This window comes from Pseudomonas extremorientalis, from assembly GCF_001870465.1.
GTDB classification, from domain to species: Bacteria; Pseudomonadota; Gammaproteobacteria; order Pseudomonadales; family Pseudomonadaceae; genus Aquipseudomonas; species Aquipseudomonas extremorientalis.
Map to the genome: position 1 here is coordinate 123,787 of NZ_MDGK01000056.1, position 20,526 is coordinate 144,312.

A 20,526-nucleotide genomic window follows, 5' to 3' on the forward strand; every position below is an offset into this window, starting at 1 on the left:
GCACAAATTGATGGAATGCTTGCCCGCGCCGATCTCCTCGGCCACCGTCCCGGCGTCGCGATAGGCACGGAACCTGCGCACGGTATCCAGCAGGATCGCCGGCACCGGTTCACCTTCGACATGCACCCGACGCAATCGGTCTTGCGTCACGCCACTGGTGTGGCGGATCTGCTCCAGCTCGGTGTCACTGAAACCGTCCATCACCGGCCCCAGGCGGCGCATCAGGGTTGCGCCTTGCCACTTCAAGGGTTGCTCAAGTTCATGGTTCCAGGCGCCCTCGCCATTGGCGGTCAGGCGCGGCAAATAGGCATCGTCCCGTGACGGGTGCTCGATATGAAAACGCTCGGTCTGCGGGTCTTGCCGTACCGCATAGCGCTTGCCCTCCAATTCCAGCAGCTGTTTGCCGTCGACCTGATGCAGTCCCTGTGCGTCGGCGACGGAATCGGCGGGCAACGGCGAAGGATGCTCGTAGATGGACAGATCGGGCTTCCACAGCCGGGTCTTGCCGCTGGGCAACTGCACCGCCTTGAGCTGCTCGATGAAGGGCGACAGGGTCAAGTGAGCCACGCCCGCACCGGCCGCCAGCAGGGCCAGGTTTTCCAGCACATCGGTGATATGCGCCCAACCGGCTTCGCGGTCCCCCTGTGCCCACTCGATAACACCGTCCAGCACTTCGTATAGCAACTGCCCCGCCGTGACCAGGGACATCGCCACCCCCAGCGGCGGAACCACCATGCCCAACAGGTTCACGGCAAACAGGCCGGTATTCAGATAATGCTCAAGACGCCGCGAACGTTCAGCATCGTCCGCGTCGGCAGTGCTCACGGCCTGGGCCCGCGCATCGGCATACAGGCGCTTGCGCAAGCTTTCGTAGCGATGGGGCCACAGGTCCACTTCCTCCCACAGCCCCTTGATCGCATTCGCGCCGATATTGAATTCCGGCGCGCTGATCGGCACCCGTGTCTGCGGCCGAGGCTCACCGAAAATCGATGGAATACTCTGCAGGTACGACGGCGTCACCAGTGACGTGAGGTACTGGCCCCATTCGGACTGCAACCAATCCTCGATGAACGATCCTGGCGGTGCATCCACCACCAGCTCGGTGAGCCGGCGAAAGTAGTAGGGGCGATGCCGGTAATCAATGAACCGGCTGTAGAACCGCTGGTATTCGGTAACCGGTAACTCTACGGAGCGGTCGCCATGGGCCTGCGTGCCGGCAGTAAGACGGGCTGTCACGGCGTTGCTGAAGTCGGCGAATGACGCGTACCGCTTGATCGGATGCTCGGGGTCGTCCGGGACGTAGATGATCACCCATTGGGAATAGCGATATTTGACGCAGGGGTCGATGACCAGGCAATCGCGCAGGCGCAGGTTCATCATGCACGGCACGCGGTACCACACCTGCTTGTCGCCCAGCATGATCGGTTGTTCACCGGCCAGCACGCGCATCAGCAAGGCATGATCGCTCGCGTCGATATCACCCTTGACCAGGGCCAGGTAGGCCGCCGCCTTGAACGCGGCTTTCTGGTGGGTCAGGTAGCGCTCGCGCAGCAAGCCCTCGGCGACCGCATCCTGGGGTTCCAGGAAGGTCTTGAGGTAGGCCTGGTACTGCGCGCCCAGGTCCAGGTCACGGCACAACTGCACAAAGGTTTCGATCTGCAACGAGGTGGCATGGCGTTCGAACTGGCCGCGCGCATCGGGTGGGGTGATAAAGCCTGAGGATTGGTTGAAAAATCCCTTCTCGGCCTCCCGCGCTTCGAAGTTGTTCAACGCCGCCTGCAACAACGAAAAGGACTTGCTCTTGAACCCGCCCGTTGGCCGGCCGAAGGCATCTTCCACCGGTGAATAAAGCCGCAGCCAGGTTTGATGGACGTCCAGTTCGAAGCCCGCCTTTTTCAAGGCAGCCTCCAGTAACGGCTGGGCGAATGCGGTCACTGACTGCAATTTTCCCATGGACTTTTCCAACTGGTTGAGCGCGTCGCAGCGTGCATCCATCAGGGTTTTGAGCTGATCTTTCTGGTGCTGGGCGGCGGCGGCGTACCAGTCGGGAATCTGTGGAGCAGTCTCTTTGAGGGCCTGGCGACGCTCGGGCGAGGCCCGGACAAGGCATGGCGCGATGGCCTGTTTGATCAGCGTGTAATGCTGGCCTTGATCGATGGGTACGGGCAATGCTGAGTGTTCGACTGCAACGGACTTGGACATGGGATGGCTACTGTGTGATCTGAAGACCACGGGATCCTAGGTCCCCCGCAGAAGGGTGCGGGCCTAACTATTTATCCGACGTTCGCTGTGATCAGGTAAACGTCAATCGAGCCCACGCTTGGGCTGTTCGGACACCGCGAACCGCCCGTTCCTGCGTACGCTTGCAAGGTAGCCTAAGCGTACTTATCTACCGCGTCACTTCCCTGCGCGAGTGATGTGCTGTCACCTCCTAAACCCAAGGAGTGACTCATGTCAGTTCTACGCCCAACAGACGAGACTCGACCGACCGTTTCAGAGAGCGTGCACAGCACTTTCCTCGAAAGCGCCATCCCCGACTGGTTGATTCAAGCCACACCACAACAACGCAAAACCCTCAAGGCCGCCGGCACGGTGCTGCCGGACTGGTACGTGCAGGCCTCGGCGACGCAACGCAACGCGCTGCAAGCCAGCATCGCCACCCATTTCGCCGCACAGACCCGGTTGGACAACACCATGTCCAGTCTGGAAGACATCGACACCTTCGCCCGCCCCCTGCTGGTCAACGCCTTGAAAGAGCGGTTCAACGTCACGCTGGATGTCGACAAGACCTTCATCCGGCTGAGAAAAACCGTGTCCCTCACCGAGTTCTATATTCCTGTCGGTTGGTTCGAAGCGCTCAAGTTGCCGCTGCTGCAAGCGGCACTGCACAACTTCGAGGCCTCGGAATGCGAAGCCGGCGCGTTTCATTCCTCCTCGGGGTTCGTGGTCCAGTCGGCGAACGCAGACGGCTCCACCGCCGTCACCACCCCCTTGACGGTGGAGCAGTTCACCAGCCTGTGCCGTTCGCTGGATATCGGCGCGAAATACCAGGCTTACCTCAAGGATTTCCTGGAGCCCAATAACGCGGTGGCGCAGGCCGTCCTGCAGGAGCGATTCACCGTCGCGCATAAATCAGCGTTGCGCTCGGCGGCTGAACAGGCCTTGTTGAAAAATGACATCACCGACGCCGATTACCGCATGGTGTTGTCGGTAATCGACGGCGAAAAAAAGCCGGTGCTGAACGGCAAGCGCATCTGGTTGCGCGACCTGAGCCTGACGCAACACCGACTCACCGGTGTGGTGGTGTTCGTGGTCAGCGGCGAACTTCACAACGGGAGCGAGTTGCTGCTGTACATTCCCGACGATCCCCAGGCACCGCTCAAGCGCTACACCCTGGGTCAGCTCAAGCCGCTGTTCAAGCAACGACTCACTGCCGCTGATGCCACGCCGGCTCCGCAGGAAGGTCCCACGACCTACCAGCGGTTCTTCAGCCAGTTCATCCATTATGGAGAGCGGGCGGAGTATTTCAGCCAGTTCACCCAAGACACCTCGGACACCTCCCTCGCCCAGAAGCTCTTGCCCTATAAACCGCTGATTGATCAAATACGACAGGGGATCGACCCGTTCTATTTCTTCAGCACCACCCACCCCTCGCCACCACCTGCTCCACCCAAACAAGTGCCCAATCCTGATCCGCGCCTGGAGCCGGTCATCACGCCGCCGGCCCACGGGGGATGGTTCTGGGGCGAGGACCTCGACCTGTGGACCTATCTCTACGCACAGCATCGCGCCAAACTCTACGCCGACGCACGCGCTCATGCGGTGCCCACGGCAGATGTGGATGCCAGCGTACGCTCACGCAAACTGGCGCAGTTGCTCAACATCGGCATGCTGGTGTTCACGGGTATCTCGATGTTCATACCGGCGTTGGGTGAGGCCATGATGGCGGTGATGGGCACCCAACTTCTGCTGGAAACCTTTGACGGCGTGAAGGAGTGGTCGGAGGGCGATCGCAAGGCGGCCAAGGCCCACCTGATCGACGTCGCGCAAAACCTGGTGCAGTTGGCGGCGATGGCCGCCGTGGGGAGAGGTTTTGCCAAACTGACAGCGGTGCCGGCTGAACCGGTCGTCGAGGCGACTCAGCCAATAACGTCGAGCGATGGCAAGAGCCGCCTGTGGAAACCCGACCTGAGCCCCTATCGTACCTCGATCCAGCTGGCGCCCGATGCCCAGCCTGATGCGCAAGGGCTGTACAGCCATGAGGGGCAGACGATCTTGCCGCTTGAAGGCTACACCTACCGCGTCACGCAAGATCCGAACACCGCCGAATACCGCATTCAGCATCCTACCCGTCCCGAGGCCTACTCACCGAAACTGGCCCAAAACAACCAAGGGGCCTGGCGCCACGAAGGCGAAACCCCACTGGACTGGGACGACACCACTGCACTCAGGCGCCTGGGCCATACCACCGAGCCGCTGGACACTGACCAGTTGCTCAAGGCCCAGGAGGCCAGCGGTGTCACAGCCGACGCCCTGCGCGAAGCGCATGTGAATGGCGAAGTCACACCGCTGTTGCTGGCCGATTCGCTGCAACGCTTCAAACTCCACCAGCAGGTCAACGAATTCATCCAGCGGCTCAAGAGCTCCGACCCTTTCGTCTTTCCCAAGGCCGACCTGGGCACGCAACTGGACCTGATGAAGCGCCGTGGACTGTTGTCCAGCTCCCCGCCATTGCGGGTGATGGACAGCCAGAGGCGCGTACTCTGGGATGACGTACCCTCCCTGTCACCCCAGCCCAGGCGCACGGTAGTACTCAACGAACAGCATCTGGCTCGAGGCGAGGGACTGCATCAGGTGCTGTACACCCTGCAAGGCGCCGACCCTGACCTGGTCGACATTCCCGGTTCGCCCCTGGACACGCTGCCCATGCGGGCCGCCAAACTGCGTCGGCAACTGGGCGAGTTTGTCGAGTCGATCAAGCCTTCGTATGTCGAGGAACGTTATCAGCAACTGACCGCCAGCAACGACCCCGATGTACAACGTGTACAGGACGCGTACCCTAAACTGCCGACACGCATCGCCGAGCCGTTGCTTAAAGAACTCAGCGCTGCAGAATTGGCAGCCTTTCGCCGCAGCGGGCGCCTGCCGGACGCGCTCGCCGAACGGGCGCAATGGGCCGAGCAGGAAACCCGGGTGTCGCGCGCCTATGAAAACCTGCACTTGAACACACCGTCCGACCTCGACAGCCAGCGCCTGGCCCTGCGTACCCTGGAGACCTTGCCCGGCTGGCCTAGGGGAACGCGCGTGGAATTGCGCCAGCGTATGCCCAACGATGCTCAGGACGTCTTACTCGATGCCATCGGCGAGGCGGGCGGAACACCGAGTAAAATCCTTGTACAGCTCGACGATGGGCGGTTCGAAGGCAACCACACCACGGATTTGTACGATGCCATTCTGAATACGTTGTCACCGGGTGAACGTATCGACATGCGGGTGACCGACACCGACCACCTGCGGGCTGCCATCCAGTCCACTCCCTTGCCCCGCGAACAACTGCGTGCTGTGTTGCTCGAAAACCCAGTGCGAAAACCTGCCTACGACGCCACGATGCGGTTGCTCGGTGGCGGGCGTGGCTACGAGAAACTCAAAGCGCAGCTCAGCACTGCGCAACAACGGGTGCGCAAGCTTTACCCCTCATTCAGCGATGAGCAAGTCAGGGACTTTATCGAATCGCTTGGCAGCGAAGTGCGTTCATCCTTGACACGACGGGAAGCCGAGTACCGAAAGCTTGAGGACGATTTGAACGTGTGGGTCGAGGCCAACAACCCGCGAGTCGGCGCGTACGCCAGTACGGTCGCTAATGACATCAAGCGCTGCTGGCGTCGTGAATCGGGCAGTACGCTCAAACTCATCAGCTATGTACCGCTGGACCTGCCCGCGCTCACGGCAGACTTCAGCCATGTCACCGAATTGGAACTGCGTACCCGCCTGTGGGGTGGCAACACGCAGACGTTCCTGGATAATTTCAACCAGCTTAAAAAGCTGAGCCTGGCCAACTGCGAACTCACCGCCGTCCCTGAAGGGCTCGACAGAATGCCTCAGCTGACTCAGTTGAGGCTGAACCAGAACAAGATCGTGCTCACCCCACAAAGCGCCGCACGGCTCAGCGCACTGCACAAGCTGGAAACCCTGGAGCTTTCGGGCAATCGCTTGGGCCTCACCCCGGACTTCAGCGCCATGCGGGAGTTGAAGAGGCTGGACCTGTCGGGTTCCGGAATCGAACACTGGCCCACCGGCCTGCTGGACAAAACCAACCTGGAGTTTCTGAACCTGCGCGATAACCGCCTGAGTGAGGTTCCCGAGGCAAATCTCGACCCGCAGCCCGAACAGCTGGAAACCATCGCCAGGATCAACGATGTCACGTTCCTGAAAGGCAACCCGTTTCCTGAAGCCTATCGGCAACGCTTCGACACTTACTGGCAACGCTTGGCCGCGGAACGTCCGGACCTGATCAAAACCCATGACGCGTTCGACATGAACAACCCGCACCTTGAACGCGCACGCGCGCTGTACCCCAATCGCAACACGCTGGAGATCCGGCAATTCATCTGGGATTTGGGGGAGGGTCTGGAAGCGGAGTTGTCGCGCCTGGAACAAGAATTCCAAGTGCTCAATACACAGCTCAACACGTGGGCCTCTGCCGGTGGCAACATCAACAGCCGGACCGGGACCGGCTACGTGCGCACCCGCCAGCGCATGCTCAATTTCGCGGGGCGGGATGATCGCTACCTGGCAAGGGACCGGATAATCAGTTGCTGGCGCAAGGAAGGGCCTCAACAAAAGGCTTTCGACCTTACCCCCATAGGTTGGGAATTGGACCTCAGCAATCTCACCCTGCCAAGCCTGCCGGAGCTGGACGCAGATTTCAGCCACGTCGGCTCGCTCAAACTCAATAACATGAGTCTGAGCACCAGCCCCGAGCAATTCCTGCTACGCCATCGCGGTGTCCGTTGGCTGGATATGTCGAACAACCAGTTACGCGAGTTGCCCCAGGCCCTCAATCAAATGAACGGGCTGACCCGCTTGCTTTTGCATGGCAACCAGATCCAGCTCACTCCCGTAACCGCGCAAGTGCTGGCCCAGCGTACAACGCTCAGGGCGTTGAGCATGGCGATCAACCCCTTGCGCATCGCTCCGGATTTCAGCGCTATTACCGACTTACGTACGCTGAGCCTGCAGAACTGCGAGCTTGAAACCTACCCGACCGGAATCGGCGCGCAACCGCTTCTGGAGTACGTTGCCTTGCTGAACAACCGCATCACCGAGCTTCCCGACTCACTCATCAATCCGCCTGCCGAGCAACTGGCGCAGTCGGCCCGCATCACTAACACCATCAGGCTCCAAGGCAACCCGCTGACCGAGGCGACGCGACAACAGCTGCGCCAATACCAGGCGCGCCTCGAGCAGGTAGGCCTGAGTTCGGCCGACCACCCTAACCAACTGGTTTCCTCGGCACTGCAGGTTACGTCGACGCCAAGAGTACACGCCATTGGTCAACAGCAGACCCGCTGGATGCGAGGCGTGCCCGACGCGCAAATCGCGCCCCGTACGGCCCAATGGCAGCAATTGCGAACACAACCGGGCAGTGACGGGTTCTTCGCCATGCTCGAAGGCATGAGAGAGGCGCCCGCCGGCCATGCAGACCTGCAGAACCGGGTCTGGACAGTGATCGACGCTATTACCCAGAACACTGCGGAATCCGCGGCACTGCGCGAACAAATATTCGAGTGGGCCGGCCGCGCAACCTGCTGTGACCGCGCCGGATTGTCGTTCAGCAACGTGGAGATCATGGTCATGGCGCACAACGCCAAGGCACTGGCCAGCGATGTGAACCAGGGCGCTACGCTGATCAAGCTGGCCAGGGGGTTGTTCCGCCTCGACGAGGTGGAAAAAGCCGCGTTGAACGATATCGCCCGGCGTACCCAGGCGATCAATGACAATCCCAGGTACTCGCCTACGGAAAAACTCCAGCAGATCGCACTGTTGGATGAGGTCGAGATCAGGCTGGCCTATCGCTTCGGACTCAAGGGCCCGGACCAACTGGACTTGCCTGGACAACCGCAGACGGCGGCCTACACCGCAGGCAGGGTGAGCGAAGACGTGCTGAAAAAAACCCGCCAGGAGATCCTCAAGCTGAACGATTCACCGGCCGAATTGCAGGCGCTGGTCGCCAGGGAGTTCTGGCAGGAATACCTGGCCCAGAAGTACAAGGGGCAATTCGAGGAGCAGGGCCAGCCCTTCCATGAACAACTGGCGGCCTTGCATGACGAACACGCCGAGGGTCGGTTGTCCGACAAGCTTTATGATCAGCAGGCCAAGAACTTGCAAGCCGGGCTTGCCATCCAGGAAGCCACGCTGATGGAGGCACTGACCCGCACAGAGCTGAAGACCCATCCGCTCAGCTGACCCCACGGCGCCAGGGGCGTCGCTCCCTGGCGCTGTTTTATCTACCCCGGCCTGCGCCTACTTACGTGATTTGCTGTCTGCTCCCAATACCCAAGGAAAGACCGCATGACTATTTCAACTTCGCCAAAAAGCGAAGCGACTCCCTCCGCGTCAAATAGCCTGCACGACGCGTTCTTCAAAAGCACCCTACCTGAGTGGCTGACAAAAGCCACGCCACAGCAACGCGAGGCGCTCAAGGCCGCTCCCGTAACATTGCCCGACGGCTACCTACGGGCCTCGGCGGCGCAACGCAAGCCCGTGCATGACAGCATTACGGCCAGCGCGACCGCTCAAGCCCGCCTGGCTGAGGCAATATCCACCTTCAAGGAAATCGATGCATTCGCCAAACCCTTGCTGGTCACGGCGCTCAAGGACCAGTTCAACGTAGAGCTTGAGGTCGACAGCACTTACATCCGTCTGCTTCAACCGCTGGAAATCGGCATCTTCGGTATCGATGTGAGTAGCTTCGAGGTGCTGAAGCTGCCGCTGCTCGACGCCGCCCTGCACAACTTCGAAGCGTCGGAATGCGAGGTCGGCGCCTTTCATGCCGCATCCGGCTTCATGGTCGAGCATGCAGGTGAACTCGTACCGCTTGCGACATCGCTGACCGTACCGCAATTTACCGGGCTGTGTCGCTCTTTGGATATCGGCGCGCAGTACCAGACGTACCTCAAAAACTTTTTCAAGCCCGCCGATGCCGTCGCCCTGGCGGCATTGCGCGAGCCCTTTATCGACGCACACAAAACGGCCCTGCGCGCCGCCGCCGAAATGGCCTTGCTGAACAAGGACATCCTGCCCCAGGATCATCGGATGATTCTCTCGGTCATCAATGGCGAGCTGACACCCTCTGTGGATGGCCGGCCTGTGTGGTTCCGCGACCTGACGCTAATGGGCCACCGCATGATCGGCTGCATAGTGTTCGTGATCAGCGACAAGTACCGCTACACCGATGACTCCATCATCTATATCCCCAACGACCCATACCATCCGCTCAAACGCTACACGGACGCCGAACGCATCGCATTGTTCAAGAAGCGCCTGGTCACACCCGATCCGACACCGTCCGCAGGCGACCTGCCCACCCAGGACCAACGCTTTTTCAGCCAGTTCGTGACCTACACCGAACGCCCGAATTACTTTGGGCGGTTCACAAAAGACGCGCCATCGGGCAGCTTCAGTGAGGCGCTCAAACCCTACGGGTCGATAATCAACGACCTGGTGCGCGGTGCATTCACCTTCGCAGGGTTCAAAAAATTGCCGCCCGCGGCACCCCGCCCCCAGGTGCCGTTGCGTGATATCGACCCCGCCCCAGGCGGCGTGGCGCGCAAAGGCCATGGAATGTGGGCGGCCAACGTCGACCTGTGGGCCTACCTGTTCGACCAGCACCGCGACAAGCTCCTCGACGATGCCCGCGCCCATGCCGTGCCCACCGCGCAGGTGGATGCCCAGGTACGCTCACGCAAATTCTCGGCATTGCTCAATATCGGCCTACTGCTGCTGACCGGCGTCTCGATGCTGGTGCCGGGGCTGGGCGAGGCCATGCTCGTATTGATGGGCGCCCAACTGTTATACACGGCGTTCGAAGGGGCCATAGAGTGGAGCGAGGGCGACCGCAAGGCGGCCAAGGCCCATCTGGTGGACGTGGCCGAAAACCTGGTGCTGATCGGCGTGATGGCCGGTGCCGGCAAAGGCTTCGGCAAACTGCTGGCCGTGCCGGCTGAACCGGTGGTCGAGTGCTTGCACCCGGTCGTGCTGCCCAACGGAGAAACCCGCCTGTGGAAACCCGACCTCAAAGGCTATGAAAGCGATGTCAGCCTGGCCGCCGATGCCCGCCCTGATCCTCTGGGGCGCTATGAAGTCGACGGCAAGACCTATATCCGTCAGGACGGCAAGGTTTATCAAATAAGCCAGGATACCGCGAGCAACGCCTGGCGCATCCAACACCCCAGCAATCCCGAGGCCTATCAACCGCTGCTGCGGCATAACGGACAAGGCGCATGGCGCCATACCCTGGAACGTCCCCTGACGTGGGACCGCCTGACCCTGCTGCGACGCCTGGGGCATGCCACCGAGCCGTATTCCGACGAGCAACTGCTCAAGATCGCGGATATCAGCGGTATCAGCGACAACACCCTGCGCAAAGTTCACTTGGATAACCAACCGCTCCCCGCCGACCTGGCGAATGCCATTCGCCTGTTCGATGCCGACCAGGGTGTCGACGCAGTAATCGTCCAGGTACAGAGCGGCCAAGCCATCGACTCGCGATACCTTTACTGCCTGCCGTTGATCACCGAGCTGCCACGCTGGCCAAGGGGTCGGGTGCTGGACGTGTTCGACGCACCGGACCTGACGGGAACCCCTGTACGCTACGGCGCCGAGCGGCTGGCGGCAGGCGATCCTGTCAAGGAGCCCATCCGCGTGAACCGCGAGGAGGTTCTGGCCGATGGCTTGCCGGCACGTATCCTTGATGCGCTGGATGAGGCCGAGGTTAACCGCCTGCTTGGCGGTGAAGGCGCTCGCGTCCGAGAGGCCCGGCCCGATGAATTCAGGAAACAGCTCAGCGACTTCGCCCAGACCCGCCGGTCGGCTATTTTTGAACGTCTCTATGAAGGCGCCCAAGCCCAGGACCCGCGTGTCGCGCAATTGCGCAAGGCCTCGCCGGGGCTGAGCCAGGCTGCGGCCAATGAGATCCTGGCCCATACGCCTGAGGAAACCCTCGCCCGCCTTGAAAGCACGGGCACCGTGCCCTTGGCCATGCGCGAAGAAGCCCACTGGTATGCGCGGCAGGAACGCCAGACCCGTGCCTTTGCCGGGCTGTACAGTGAACACGTTGCAACCACCGACACCAAGCGCCTGGCCTTGCACGCGTTGCAGCAATTACCCGGTTGGTCGGACACTGTGCGCCTGGAAATACGCAGGGACAGTATCGACGGGGCACTGATCGATGCCATCGGCGATGAAAGCAGCACTGTGCGTAAATACCTGGTCAAGGACGGCCCGACCTACCAGGCGTTCAATGAACGCGGTGAGCCCCTCAACAGTCGACCTCGGTATGGCGACAACTTCTATGCCTCAGTGCTTCACGCCTTGCCTGACGAATCCCGGCAGGCCCTGGGGATCCCTCACGTAGGCCAGCAGGCTCAATTGCGCGAGGCGATCATCCGCAGCGCCAAAGAACATGCGCGCCTGGCCCCCCAGTGGATCGAGCAGGCCCCACTGCGCCCCATGCCGCCTTCGCGCGCGAGAACCCACCAGATAGGGTACGCCTTCAGTGGGCGCGGGCGAGGCCTGGCGCCGTCCCTGGAATCCAGGGCGCGGGATGTGTACCACAGGCTGACCCCGAAAAAGGCCAAGGCGTTTATCCGGCGCTTGAAAGCCGCCGGAAAAACCGACAACCAGATTTACGACCTGTTGCAGCAACGCCGACGCGAGTGGGAAGACCTGGAAGCCACACTGGAGCGCTGGGTCAATGAAGGGTCAGTCGGCAGAAGAGCAACCGCCGATGCATTGAAGCGCTGCTGGCAAAACGGCCCCCTGGCCGAGAATAACAAGGCCTTTACCTACTTCTACCTCCCGGCCGACGGACCTCTGCCCTCCATCGCGATAGATTTCCCCCACGTGCGTAAGCTGAGTGCCTGGCATCTTACGGTCGAACAACTGTCCAACCTCTTCCCCAACCTGGAAAACCTCAAGATCTCGGTACGAGAGGAGCATGCCGGAGACCTGCTGCTGAAACTCAAACAAACGCCGAAGATCAACCACTTGGAGCTCAGCGTAAAACTCACGCCCCAGGTGTTGAACGGCTTGGGTGAGCTCACTCACTTGGTTGAGTTGAAAGTGAACGATGATGGGTACGGCTCACAAATGCAGCCAACCCTGGACGTCAGCCCCCTGAGCCAACTGCGCCGCCTGGAAATAAACTCGCCGCGGATGCTCTTCTGGCCGACAGGGGTATTCCAACTTCCGCGCCTGACCCGTCTGAACCTATACCGAACCGGCATCAGAACGGCGCCTTCGGAGTTGCTGACCAGCAGCAACCGGTTCGTGAAGGCACTGTCGCTGGACTGGAGGAAGTACCCGCTCGACCAATTCAGGCTGGCCTACAACAACTTCATAAGCCGACCGCACATCGTCGACCTGGAAAGCATGGTCCAGGACTTCTGCACCGGGGAATTGGATCGAATGTCCCACGAGACGGGTTATCACAACAGTAACGAAATCAGCAGAAACTTCGCCACGCAATGGTCAACGCATCAGGCACGCTTCCAAGCGATTGAGGCCCTCAGCGAACAGTACAACACACTCAGCACGTATCTGGAGGCGTGGTCCCAGGCCGACGCTGGCACCCCCGTCAGCATGAAGACACAAACAATGAACTCCCTGAAGGGCTTATGGGGCGCAGGGGCGCTTGAACGCTACTCACAAAATCAACTGCAGAGTACGCCCCGCGTGCGCCATTTGACGTTGAGAGACCTGCCGGCCACGGCGCTACCAGACTTGCCGGCCAACAACTTCAATCATGTGACCGATGTGCGCTTGAGTGGCCTGAATAACCTGCGCGCGCCCATAGAACAAGTCCGCGGTTTTATCGCCGCGTTCCCGCAGTTGAATATCTTGCAGCTGGACAATTGCAACCTTGCCGAAATGCCGTTTTCTGCCCAGCAGCAACGCGGGCTTCAGCATCTTTCGCTGAAAAACAATCCGCTGACAACCGCAGACGTTACAGGCCTGTCGGACCTGCGCAGCCTGAACCTGGGAGGCACCCATTTGGAACAGGTACCTACCGGCGTCGAGACACTGGAGCAGCTCCACTCATTGGACCTGCGCAACACCCGGATCACCACGTTGCCGCAAGCCTTGCTGGACCGCGAGGCATTACTCTTTGATATCAAGGTTGAAGGTGCACCATTGAGCTCGACCAGCGAAGCCGCTCTGGACGCTGCCAGGGCGCAGGTTGAACAGAACCGGAGTTTGCCTGCCAACAGTCTCAAGCGCCTGGCCGATGGCGTGCAAGACCACTTTCCTCCCTCCGAAAGCATCGCTTCAGTGGTCGGCCGGTCGCTATTGAAGCTGCCAATCCCCGAGACGGCCCCGGGCTCTGCGCCCCTGACTCAACGCCTGCAACGCCTGCTGCCGCCGCTGGAGACACCGTCAGTGGATCAGTGGCTGGAGCGAATGCGCGGCGAAGGCCTCAGTGATCTGCAGATCCATGCCCGCATCGATGGCTGGAACCTCACGCAGGAAACGCTGATCCATCAGCTCAATGCTTGGTTCATGGCACGCCTCCCCTCGGCAGATATCGATCTTCTCCCCGCAGCCTTCAATCACAGTCGCGTCATTGAGAATATTCTGCAGTGCTGGCGCCGCGGATTGATGGCGGACAGCGCAGGCCAGACCCTCACCTTAACTGGCCTGCGCGTAGGAGACCTGCCGACCCTGACCGGGGATTTCTCGCATGTGCGCAACCTCGACCTGTCCGGAGTTATGATCACCGCGTCAGGAGCCAACGGGTTCCTGGACAGTTTCAGTGGACTGCATTCGCTGTTGCTGGTCGACAATGGGCTTCAACGCTTGCCCATGGCACTGGAACGCATGCGCGACCTGCGCGACCTGGACTTGGCGTACAACCTGTTCCACGACGAGCAGACACTGCACAGCACCCTCAGCGAGCTCCGGCATCTACAACAGTTGAACCTGAACAATAACGCCCTGACCAGCTACGGCATCGACAGTACCTCGCCACTTCGGATTTTGAACCTACGCAGCAATCGCCTGACCGATTGGCCCCAGGGCACTCTGGAGTCGAGCCGCCTGCGCCAACTCGACATCGGCTCGAACCTCATCACATCGATCCCGCTCGAGGCGCTGGACGGTAGCCACGATAACCTGATGGCGGGGACCGATATCTCAAACACCCCCACTCTGTCCGAACAAAGCTTGAGCGCACTGCTCGCTTACGGCGACCGCACGGGAAGCGCCCGCGCCCTTGGCATGACCCGTCACGAAATCGCCGTGGCGCTGCGCCTTGAATTGCCGCACATCGCAGGCGTCGATCAAGTCGCACCAGTGCCCTCGACGGACAGTCGCCTACTTGCCCCCTGGATCAGTGAGCTGGGAGCGCTCCAACAGGATCGCTTCCGGGAGATGTGGGCTCAATTATTGGCTGAACCCGACAACGCAGAATTCTTCGACTTGCTCAAGAGCCTGCAAAACACCGATGAGTTCAGGTACGCACGCGTCGATCTGGCGCAGCAAGTACGCACGGTGCTGGAAGCCGCCGCCGGTAACACGGAATTGCGTCAGACCCTGTTCGGCCTGTCTGCCAGCCATGGCACCTGTGGGGATGGAAGGTTGCTCACGTTCAGCGGGCTGAGGGTCAAGGTCTACGAGCAACAGACACTGATGAGCATCGACCCCACCCGCCTGGATTTGAAAGGCGACGCCCTGTTGAAGCTATCCCGCCAGTTGTACCGCCTGGATAAAACCGAAGAGCTGGCGATGGCGTTCATCAAGCAAGCCAGTGGCATGGTGGACCAGGCCGAAGTCCGGTTGCGCTACCGCATCGGCCTGCGCGCTGGCTGGAAAGACAAACTGCTGCTACCTGGGCAACCCACACGCATGATGTACGACCGTCCGATCAGTGGCGAGACACTGGTCAAGGCGCGCCAGTGGATTCTGGAACAGGAACATAGCGATGTCTTTTATGAAAACCTGATCACCCGGGATTACTGGCTGGACTACCTAGGGCAAAAATACCCCGTAGAACTCGAAACCCTGGAGAGTGAGGCCGACCGCAAACACCAGGCCCTGGAAGACGCCCATGAAACAATGGACGAGGACTACCAAAAGGCCGTGAATATGCTGGAGATTGATCGCCAGACGGAACGCAACCTCAAACTGCTGGAACTGTCACGTCGGGAGGTCGCCGAGTTGACGCCGCCTGGCGACGACAGCCCGCAACCCGGCCCCTCCAGAAACATGACAGGCGACCGTGCGCCATAACGGTCGCCCTGGCGTTCAACCCCTTAGAAGTTCTCGCGGGGGTTGAACGCCGCTTTTTGCGCCAGCTCCTGCCACAAAGCCTTGACCGCCTCATCGTCCGACTTGGGCATCACGGCCTTGAGCTGCACGAACAGATAGCCACGTTGCCCGGCCTTGTTCAGCAGGCCGTGGCCCTTGGCACGCATGCGCTGGCCGTTCTGGCTGTTGGCGGGGACCTTGAGGTTGATCTTGCCGGTCAGCGTCGGCACCGCCACTTCCGTGCCCAGCGCCAATTCCCACGGCGCCAGCGGCAGGTTGATGATCAGGTTTTCGCCATCCACTTCAAACCTGGGGTGTGGCGCGAACTTGATGATCAGGTACAGGTCGCCATTGGCCCCGCCGCCAATGCCCGGCGCGCCCTGGCCCTTGAGCCGGATGCGCTCGCCGTCGGTCACGCCGGCGGGAATCTTCACGTTCAGGCTCTTGGTGGTGTTGCTGACATGCCGGCCCGAGGCGTCGTACTGCGGCACCTGGAAGCTGATCTGCTTGGATTCGGTGGACAGCGTCTCCTCGAGGAACACCGACAGCTGCATCTCCACGTCCTGGCCTTTACGCCCGGCAGGACGGCGTTGGCCGCCACCAAAGGCGTCGCCACGGGAGCCGAAGATCGAGCTGAAGAAGTCCGAGAAATCCTCGCCGCCACCACCACCGCCAAAGCCGCCACGGCTCTGCCAGCCCGGTGGTCCCTGGAACGGTTGGCCATGCTGGCCGTATTTGCGCAGCTCGTCGTATTCGGCGCGCTTGTCGGCACTCTTGAGCGCCTCATAGGCTTCGGACGCGTCCTTGAACTTGGCTTCGGCGTCTTTTTCCTTGCTCACGTCGGGGTGATATTTGCGTGCGAGCTTGCGATAGGCCGCCTTGATTTCCTTATCGTCGGCCGTCGGCTCTACGCCCAATATCTTGTAATAGTCTTTGAAATCCATCGGCGGTTCACCATCCTTAATCGAGATCGCACAGCCCGGGGCACAACGTGCGCTGCATTGCACTTGTTGAGTGATGTGGCCTGGGGATGCGTCAAAGTGTTATCGGCACTTGCCGTATGCAGCAGATGTGGGGGCGAATACCCAACTTTCAAGCACGATTTAGCGGATAGTCGGCCTACGCATCCGCCTTCGACTGGCATACACTGCGCGGCCGTTTTTCAACCGGAACCCGATAGACATGAAAAACCCATCCCCAGCCCGTGCCTGCGGCATCGACTTTGGCACGTCCAACTCCACCGTCGGCTGGATCCGCCCCGGCGAGGAGACGCTCATCGCGCTGGAGGACGACAAGATCACGTTGCCGTCGGTGGTGTTCTTCAACTTCGAGGAGCGCCGCCCCGTGTACGGTCGCCTGGCCCTGCACGAATACCTGGAAAACTACGAAGGCCGGCTGATGCGCTCGCTCAAGAGCCTGCTGGGTTCCAAGCTGATCAAGCACGATACCAGCGTGCTCGGCACCGCAATGCCGTTCACCGACCTGCTGGCGCTGTTTATCGGCCAACTCAAGAGCCGTGCCGAAGCCAACGCCGGGCGCGAGTTCGAAGAAGTGGTGCTGGGTCGCCCGGTGTTTTTCGTCGATGACGACCCGATGGCCGACCAGGAAGCCGAGAACACCCTGGTCGACGTGGCGCGCAAGATCGGCTTCAAGGACATCTCGTTCCAGTACGAGCCGATTGCGGCGGCGTTTGACTACGAGTCCACCATCGAGAAAGAAGAATTGGTGCTGATCGTCGACATCGGCGGCGGTACGTCCGACTTCTCCCTGGTGCGCCTGTCGCCGGACCGCCGCCACAACGACAACCGCCAGAGCGACATCCTCGCCACCGGCGGTGTACACATCGGCGGCACCGACTTCGACAAACAGCTCTCGCTGAACGGCATGATGCCGTTGTTCGGCTACGGCAGCCGCATGAAAAGCGGCGCCTACATGCCCACCAGCCACCACATGAACCTGGCCACCTGGCACACCATCAACTCGGTGTACTCGCAAAAATCCCAGCTGGCCCTGGGCAGCATGCGCTACGACATCGAAGACACCGGTGGCATCGACCGCCTGTTCAAGCTGATCGAACAGCGCGCCGGGCACTGGCTGGCCATGGAAGTGGAAGAAACCAAGATCCAGTTGACCCACGAAGACAGCCGTCATGTGGCGCTGGACCGCATCGAAGCCGGTCTGAGTGTGGACCTGAGCCGGGCACTGTTCGAGTCGTCCATCGACACGTTACTTGAGCGCGTGCGCAACAGCGTCACGCAGTTGCTCAACGATGCATCGGTCAGCGTGGCCCAGGTGGACACCGTGTTCTTTACCGGTGGTTCCAGCGGGATTCCGGCACTGCGCCACAGCATTTCGGCGATGCTGCCGAATGCGCGGCATGTGGAAGGCAATATCTTCGGCAGTATTGGCAGTGGCCTGGCGATTGAGGCCAGCAAGCGCTACGGCAGCTGAGTTTTATCTGAAACGCTGCGTCGCGCCCATCGGGGGCAAGCCCCCTCCCACCTTTGAATGTGTTCACAGATCAAAATGTGGGAGGGGGCTTGCCCCCGATGGGCCAGACCGGCCAATACAAGGCCTAAACCATCCCACCGAGCTTCAGCTCACTCTTCAAATACGCGTAGTAAATCGGCCCTGCGACCACCCCCGGCAAGCCAAACGCGGCCTCAAACACCAGCATCGCCAACAGCAACTCCCACGACTTGGCACTGATCTGCCCGCCCACGATCCGCGCGTTGAGGAAGTACTCGACCTTGTGGATCACGATCAGGTAACCCAACGCCGCCACCGCCACCCAGATCGACAGCGACAGCGCGACGATGGTGATCAGGGTGTTGGACATCAGGTTGCCGATCACCGGCAGCAGGCCGAGCAGGAAGGTCAGCACGATCAGGGTCTTGGTCAGCGGCAGGTGGATACCACACAGCGGCAGTACCACGGCGAGGAACACGGCGGTGAAGGCGGTGTTGAGCGCGGCGATCTTGATCTGGGCGAAGACAATGTTGCGAAACGCCTGGACCAGCAAGTGCAGGCGGTCGAACAGCGCGGCGGCCAGGGGTTTGCGTTTGGTCAGGTCGGGCACGCGCTGCAGGGCGATGATCGCGCCGAGCACCATGCCGATCAGCAAGGTGACGAACATGTGGGCGGCGTCTTTGCCCACCAGTTGCAGTTCACTGAGGTGCTTGCTCAGCCAGTCACCGATGGCCACGCGGAACTCGGCAGCGCTGGCGGGCAGGTAGGCGTCGAGGAACGGCGGCAACTGGCCGCGCGCGCGGTCGACCACACCCATGAATTTATCGAGGGACGCCCCGGGGTTTTCCGCTTCGTGGAGCAGGAAGCTGATGGCGCCGGCAAAGATCAGCGCCAGCACGCTGACGATCAGGGTGCCCAGCAACGCCACCGCCAGCCAGCGCGCACGCCGGCCTTCGATCAGCCGTTGCAGTTGAGGGGTGAGCATGTTGACCAGTTCATAGACCAACAGGCCGGCCAGCAGGCTGGGCAGCAATTTGAGCGGCAGCACCAGCAGCAACCCGCCAAAAATGATGATGTAGCTGGCCAGCAATAGCACGTGACGCTGAGAAAACGTTGGCATACAGCCTCAAAACGAACGGCGTTAAAGGATGGGCAGTCTGCCAGCCTTGAGGGAATCAAGCGAGTGGGTCGGTTATGAATGCGATCAAGTGTGGGAGCCGGGCTTGCCCGCGATGGCCTCGCCGCGGTGTAGCAGACAGAGCAAGGCGCCTGTATCGCGGGCAAGCCCGGCTCCCACCGTTGATCTGCGGCGTTCGCGAAAGAGTGATCAGCCTTTGAGACAGGTGCTCATAAAGGTTTTACGCGCATCGCCGGCCAGCGCCTTGGTTTTCGCCGACGCATTGCAATCCTTCATCTTCTGCTGCTGCGGTGTCAGGGTCTTGGCATCATTGGCCGCCGGGGCGGACAGGCAGGTCTTCATGAACGCCTTGCGCTCGTCGCCCTTGAGCGTCTTGGTGGTGGCTTCGGCGTTGCAGGTGGTCATTTTGTTTTGCTGGGCGGTGGCGGCAAAGCCTTGGGAACACAACAGCAAGCCCATCATCAACAGCGGAATACGCAGCATCTTCATGGAGTTTTCTCCCTGTTACCGCGCCGACGGGCACGGCCTACCGAGCAGTGTAGTCAAAGCCTGTTACATCTTCACCGACTACGAATATGGGCACGCCGGTACTGCTCGGGGGTACATCCCGCCTGGCGCTGGAACATGGCGATAAACGCCGAGGCGGTGCTGTAGCCCAGGTCAAACGCCACATGTTGCACGCTGCGCTCGCTGTCGAGAGCCTCGATGGCGGCCAGGTAACGCAGGCGCTGGCGCCATTCGCCGAAGCTCATGCCCAGCTCCCGTATGAACTGACGTGCCAGGGTGCGCTCGCTCACGTGCACCTGTTCGGCCCAGTGCGCCAGCGGCCGGTTGTCGCCGGGATCAGCCTGCATGCCTTCCAGTACGCCGAGCAGCCCTGGGTGACGGGCGTAGGGCAGGAAGCACTCGTGGATCGGCGCCTGCTTGAGTTGGTCCACCAGCACCTGGGCCAGGCGGACGTCGGACTCGGTCTGCGGCATGTTCACGTCGCGCTGGGCGAAGTCATTGAGGATGGCCTTGAGGATATCGCTGATGGCCAGGGTGCACGGCTGCCGGGGCAATTGCTCGCAGAGTTCCGGGGCCAGCCCCACCGAGTGGTAGACAATTGCCTCGGCGTTATAGGAACTGTGCTCGGTATGCGGCGGCACCCACACGGCGTACTGCGGCGGTGACATGAAGCGGCTGCCGGCCACTTCCATGCGCATCACGCCACTGGCGGAGTAATCCAGCGAACCCCAGAAATGCTGGTGCGGCGTGCACTCGGTGTCGGGGGCGAAATCCGAATAGCGGAAATACACCGGACTCGGCAGTTGGGGGAAATCCTGGAGGCGTACGTTGTGCTTGGCCATGTTGTCTGGATACAGCGGTGGGTTGTCTGGATCGCAGTATAGGCT

At 60.9% G+C, this 20,526-nt stretch carries 7 protein-coding genes and 1 pseudogene; 3 read left to right on the forward strand and 5 right to left on the reverse strand.

What is annotated here, in order from left to right:
- Positions 1-1,230: 1,230 nt before the first annotated feature.
- Positions 1,231-2,202 (reverse strand): annotated as a pseudogene (locus BFN10_RS30230) (dermonecrotic toxin domain-containing protein); the annotation flags it as partial.
- 249 nt (positions 2,203-2,451) lie between these two features.
- Between BFN10_RS30230 and BFN10_RS23150 the strand changes: the two are divergent.
- Together BFN10_RS23150 and BFN10_RS23155 are read left to right on the forward strand one after the other, a co-directional pair.
- Positions 2,452-8,466 carry a dermonecrotic toxin domain-containing protein gene (locus BFN10_RS23150; RefSeq protein ID WP_083351530.1) on the forward strand — a complete coding sequence of 2,005 codons (6,015 nt, stop codon included), beginning with the start codon at positions 2,452-2,454 and terminating at the stop codon, positions 8,464-8,466.
- 105 nt (positions 8,467-8,571) lie between these two features.
- Positions 8,572-15,507, forward strand: coding sequence for an NEL-type E3 ubiquitin ligase domain-containing protein (locus BFN10_RS23155; protein ID WP_071491636.1), 6,936 nt, complete (start codon positions 8,572-8,574; stop codon positions 15,505-15,507).
- A gap of 23 nt (positions 15,508-15,530) precedes the next feature.
- On the opposite strand, the gene BFN10_RS23160 is transcribed toward BFN10_RS23155, so the two are convergent.
- Entirely contained in the window at positions 15,531-16,469 is a 939-nt protein-coding gene (locus BFN10_RS23160; protein ID WP_071491637.1) for a DnaJ C-terminal domain-containing protein, read from the reverse strand.
- 238 nt (positions 16,470-16,707) lie between these two features.
- On the opposite strand from BFN10_RS23160, the gene BFN10_RS23165 reads away from it, so the two are divergent.
- The gene (locus BFN10_RS23165) at positions 16,708-17,976 is read left to right on the forward strand and encodes an Hsp70 family protein (RefSeq protein WP_071491638.1); all 1,269 of its coding nucleotides are present in this window, start codon (positions 16,708-16,710) and stop codon (positions 17,974-17,976) included.
- Between the two features lie 124 nt (positions 17,977-18,100).
- Here the strand turns inward: BFN10_RS23165 and BFN10_RS23170 are convergent, their stop codons facing one another.
- The 3 genes from BFN10_RS23170 to BFN10_RS23180 form a co-directional block, all read right to left on the reverse strand.
- Entirely contained in the window at positions 18,101-19,114 is a 1,014-nt protein-coding gene (locus BFN10_RS23170) for an AI-2E family transporter (RefSeq protein ID WP_027607720.1), read from the reverse strand.
- 207 nt (positions 19,115-19,321) lie between these two features.
- Positions 19,322-19,621, reverse strand: coding sequence for a PsiF family protein (locus BFN10_RS23175; protein ID WP_003171425.1), 300 nt, complete (start codon positions 19,619-19,621; stop codon positions 19,322-19,324).
- A 71-nt stretch (positions 19,622-19,692) separates the two neighbouring features.
- On the reverse strand, positions 19,693-20,481 hold the full coding sequence (locus BFN10_RS23180) for an AraC family transcriptional regulator (protein ID WP_071491639.1): 789 nt from the start codon (positions 20,479-20,481) through the stop codon (positions 19,693-19,695).
- Positions 20,482-20,526: the final 45 nt, after the last annotated feature.

Excerpts from the sequence above, each read along its gene's own strand:
- BFN10_RS23150 (WP_083351530.1), top strand. The coding sequence starts at position 2,452 with ATGTCAGTTCTACGCCCAACAGACGAGACTCGACCGACCGTTTCAGAG.
- BFN10_RS23175 (WP_003171425.1), bottom strand. The coding sequence starts at position 19,621 with ATGAAGATGCTGCGTATTCCGCTGTTGATGATGGGCTTGCTGTTGTGT.
- BFN10_RS23155 (WP_071491636.1), top strand. The coding sequence starts at position 8,572 with ATGACTATTTCAACTTCGCCAAAAAGCGAAGCGACTCCCTCCGCGTCA.
- BFN10_RS23180 (WP_071491639.1), bottom strand. The coding sequence starts at position 20,481 with ATGGCCAAGCACAACGTACGCCTCCAGGATTTCCCCCAACTGCCGAGT.
- BFN10_RS23165 (WP_071491638.1), top strand. The coding sequence starts at position 16,708 with ATGAAAAACCCATCCCCAGCCCGTGCCTGCGGCATCGACTTTGGCACG.
- BFN10_RS23160 (WP_071491637.1), bottom strand. The coding sequence starts at position 16,469 with ATGGATTTCAAAGACTATTACAAGATATTGGGCGTAGAGCCGACGGCC.
- BFN10_RS23170 (WP_027607720.1), bottom strand. The coding sequence starts at position 19,114 with ATGCCAACGTTTTCTCAGCGTCACGTGCTATTGCTGGCCAGCTACATC.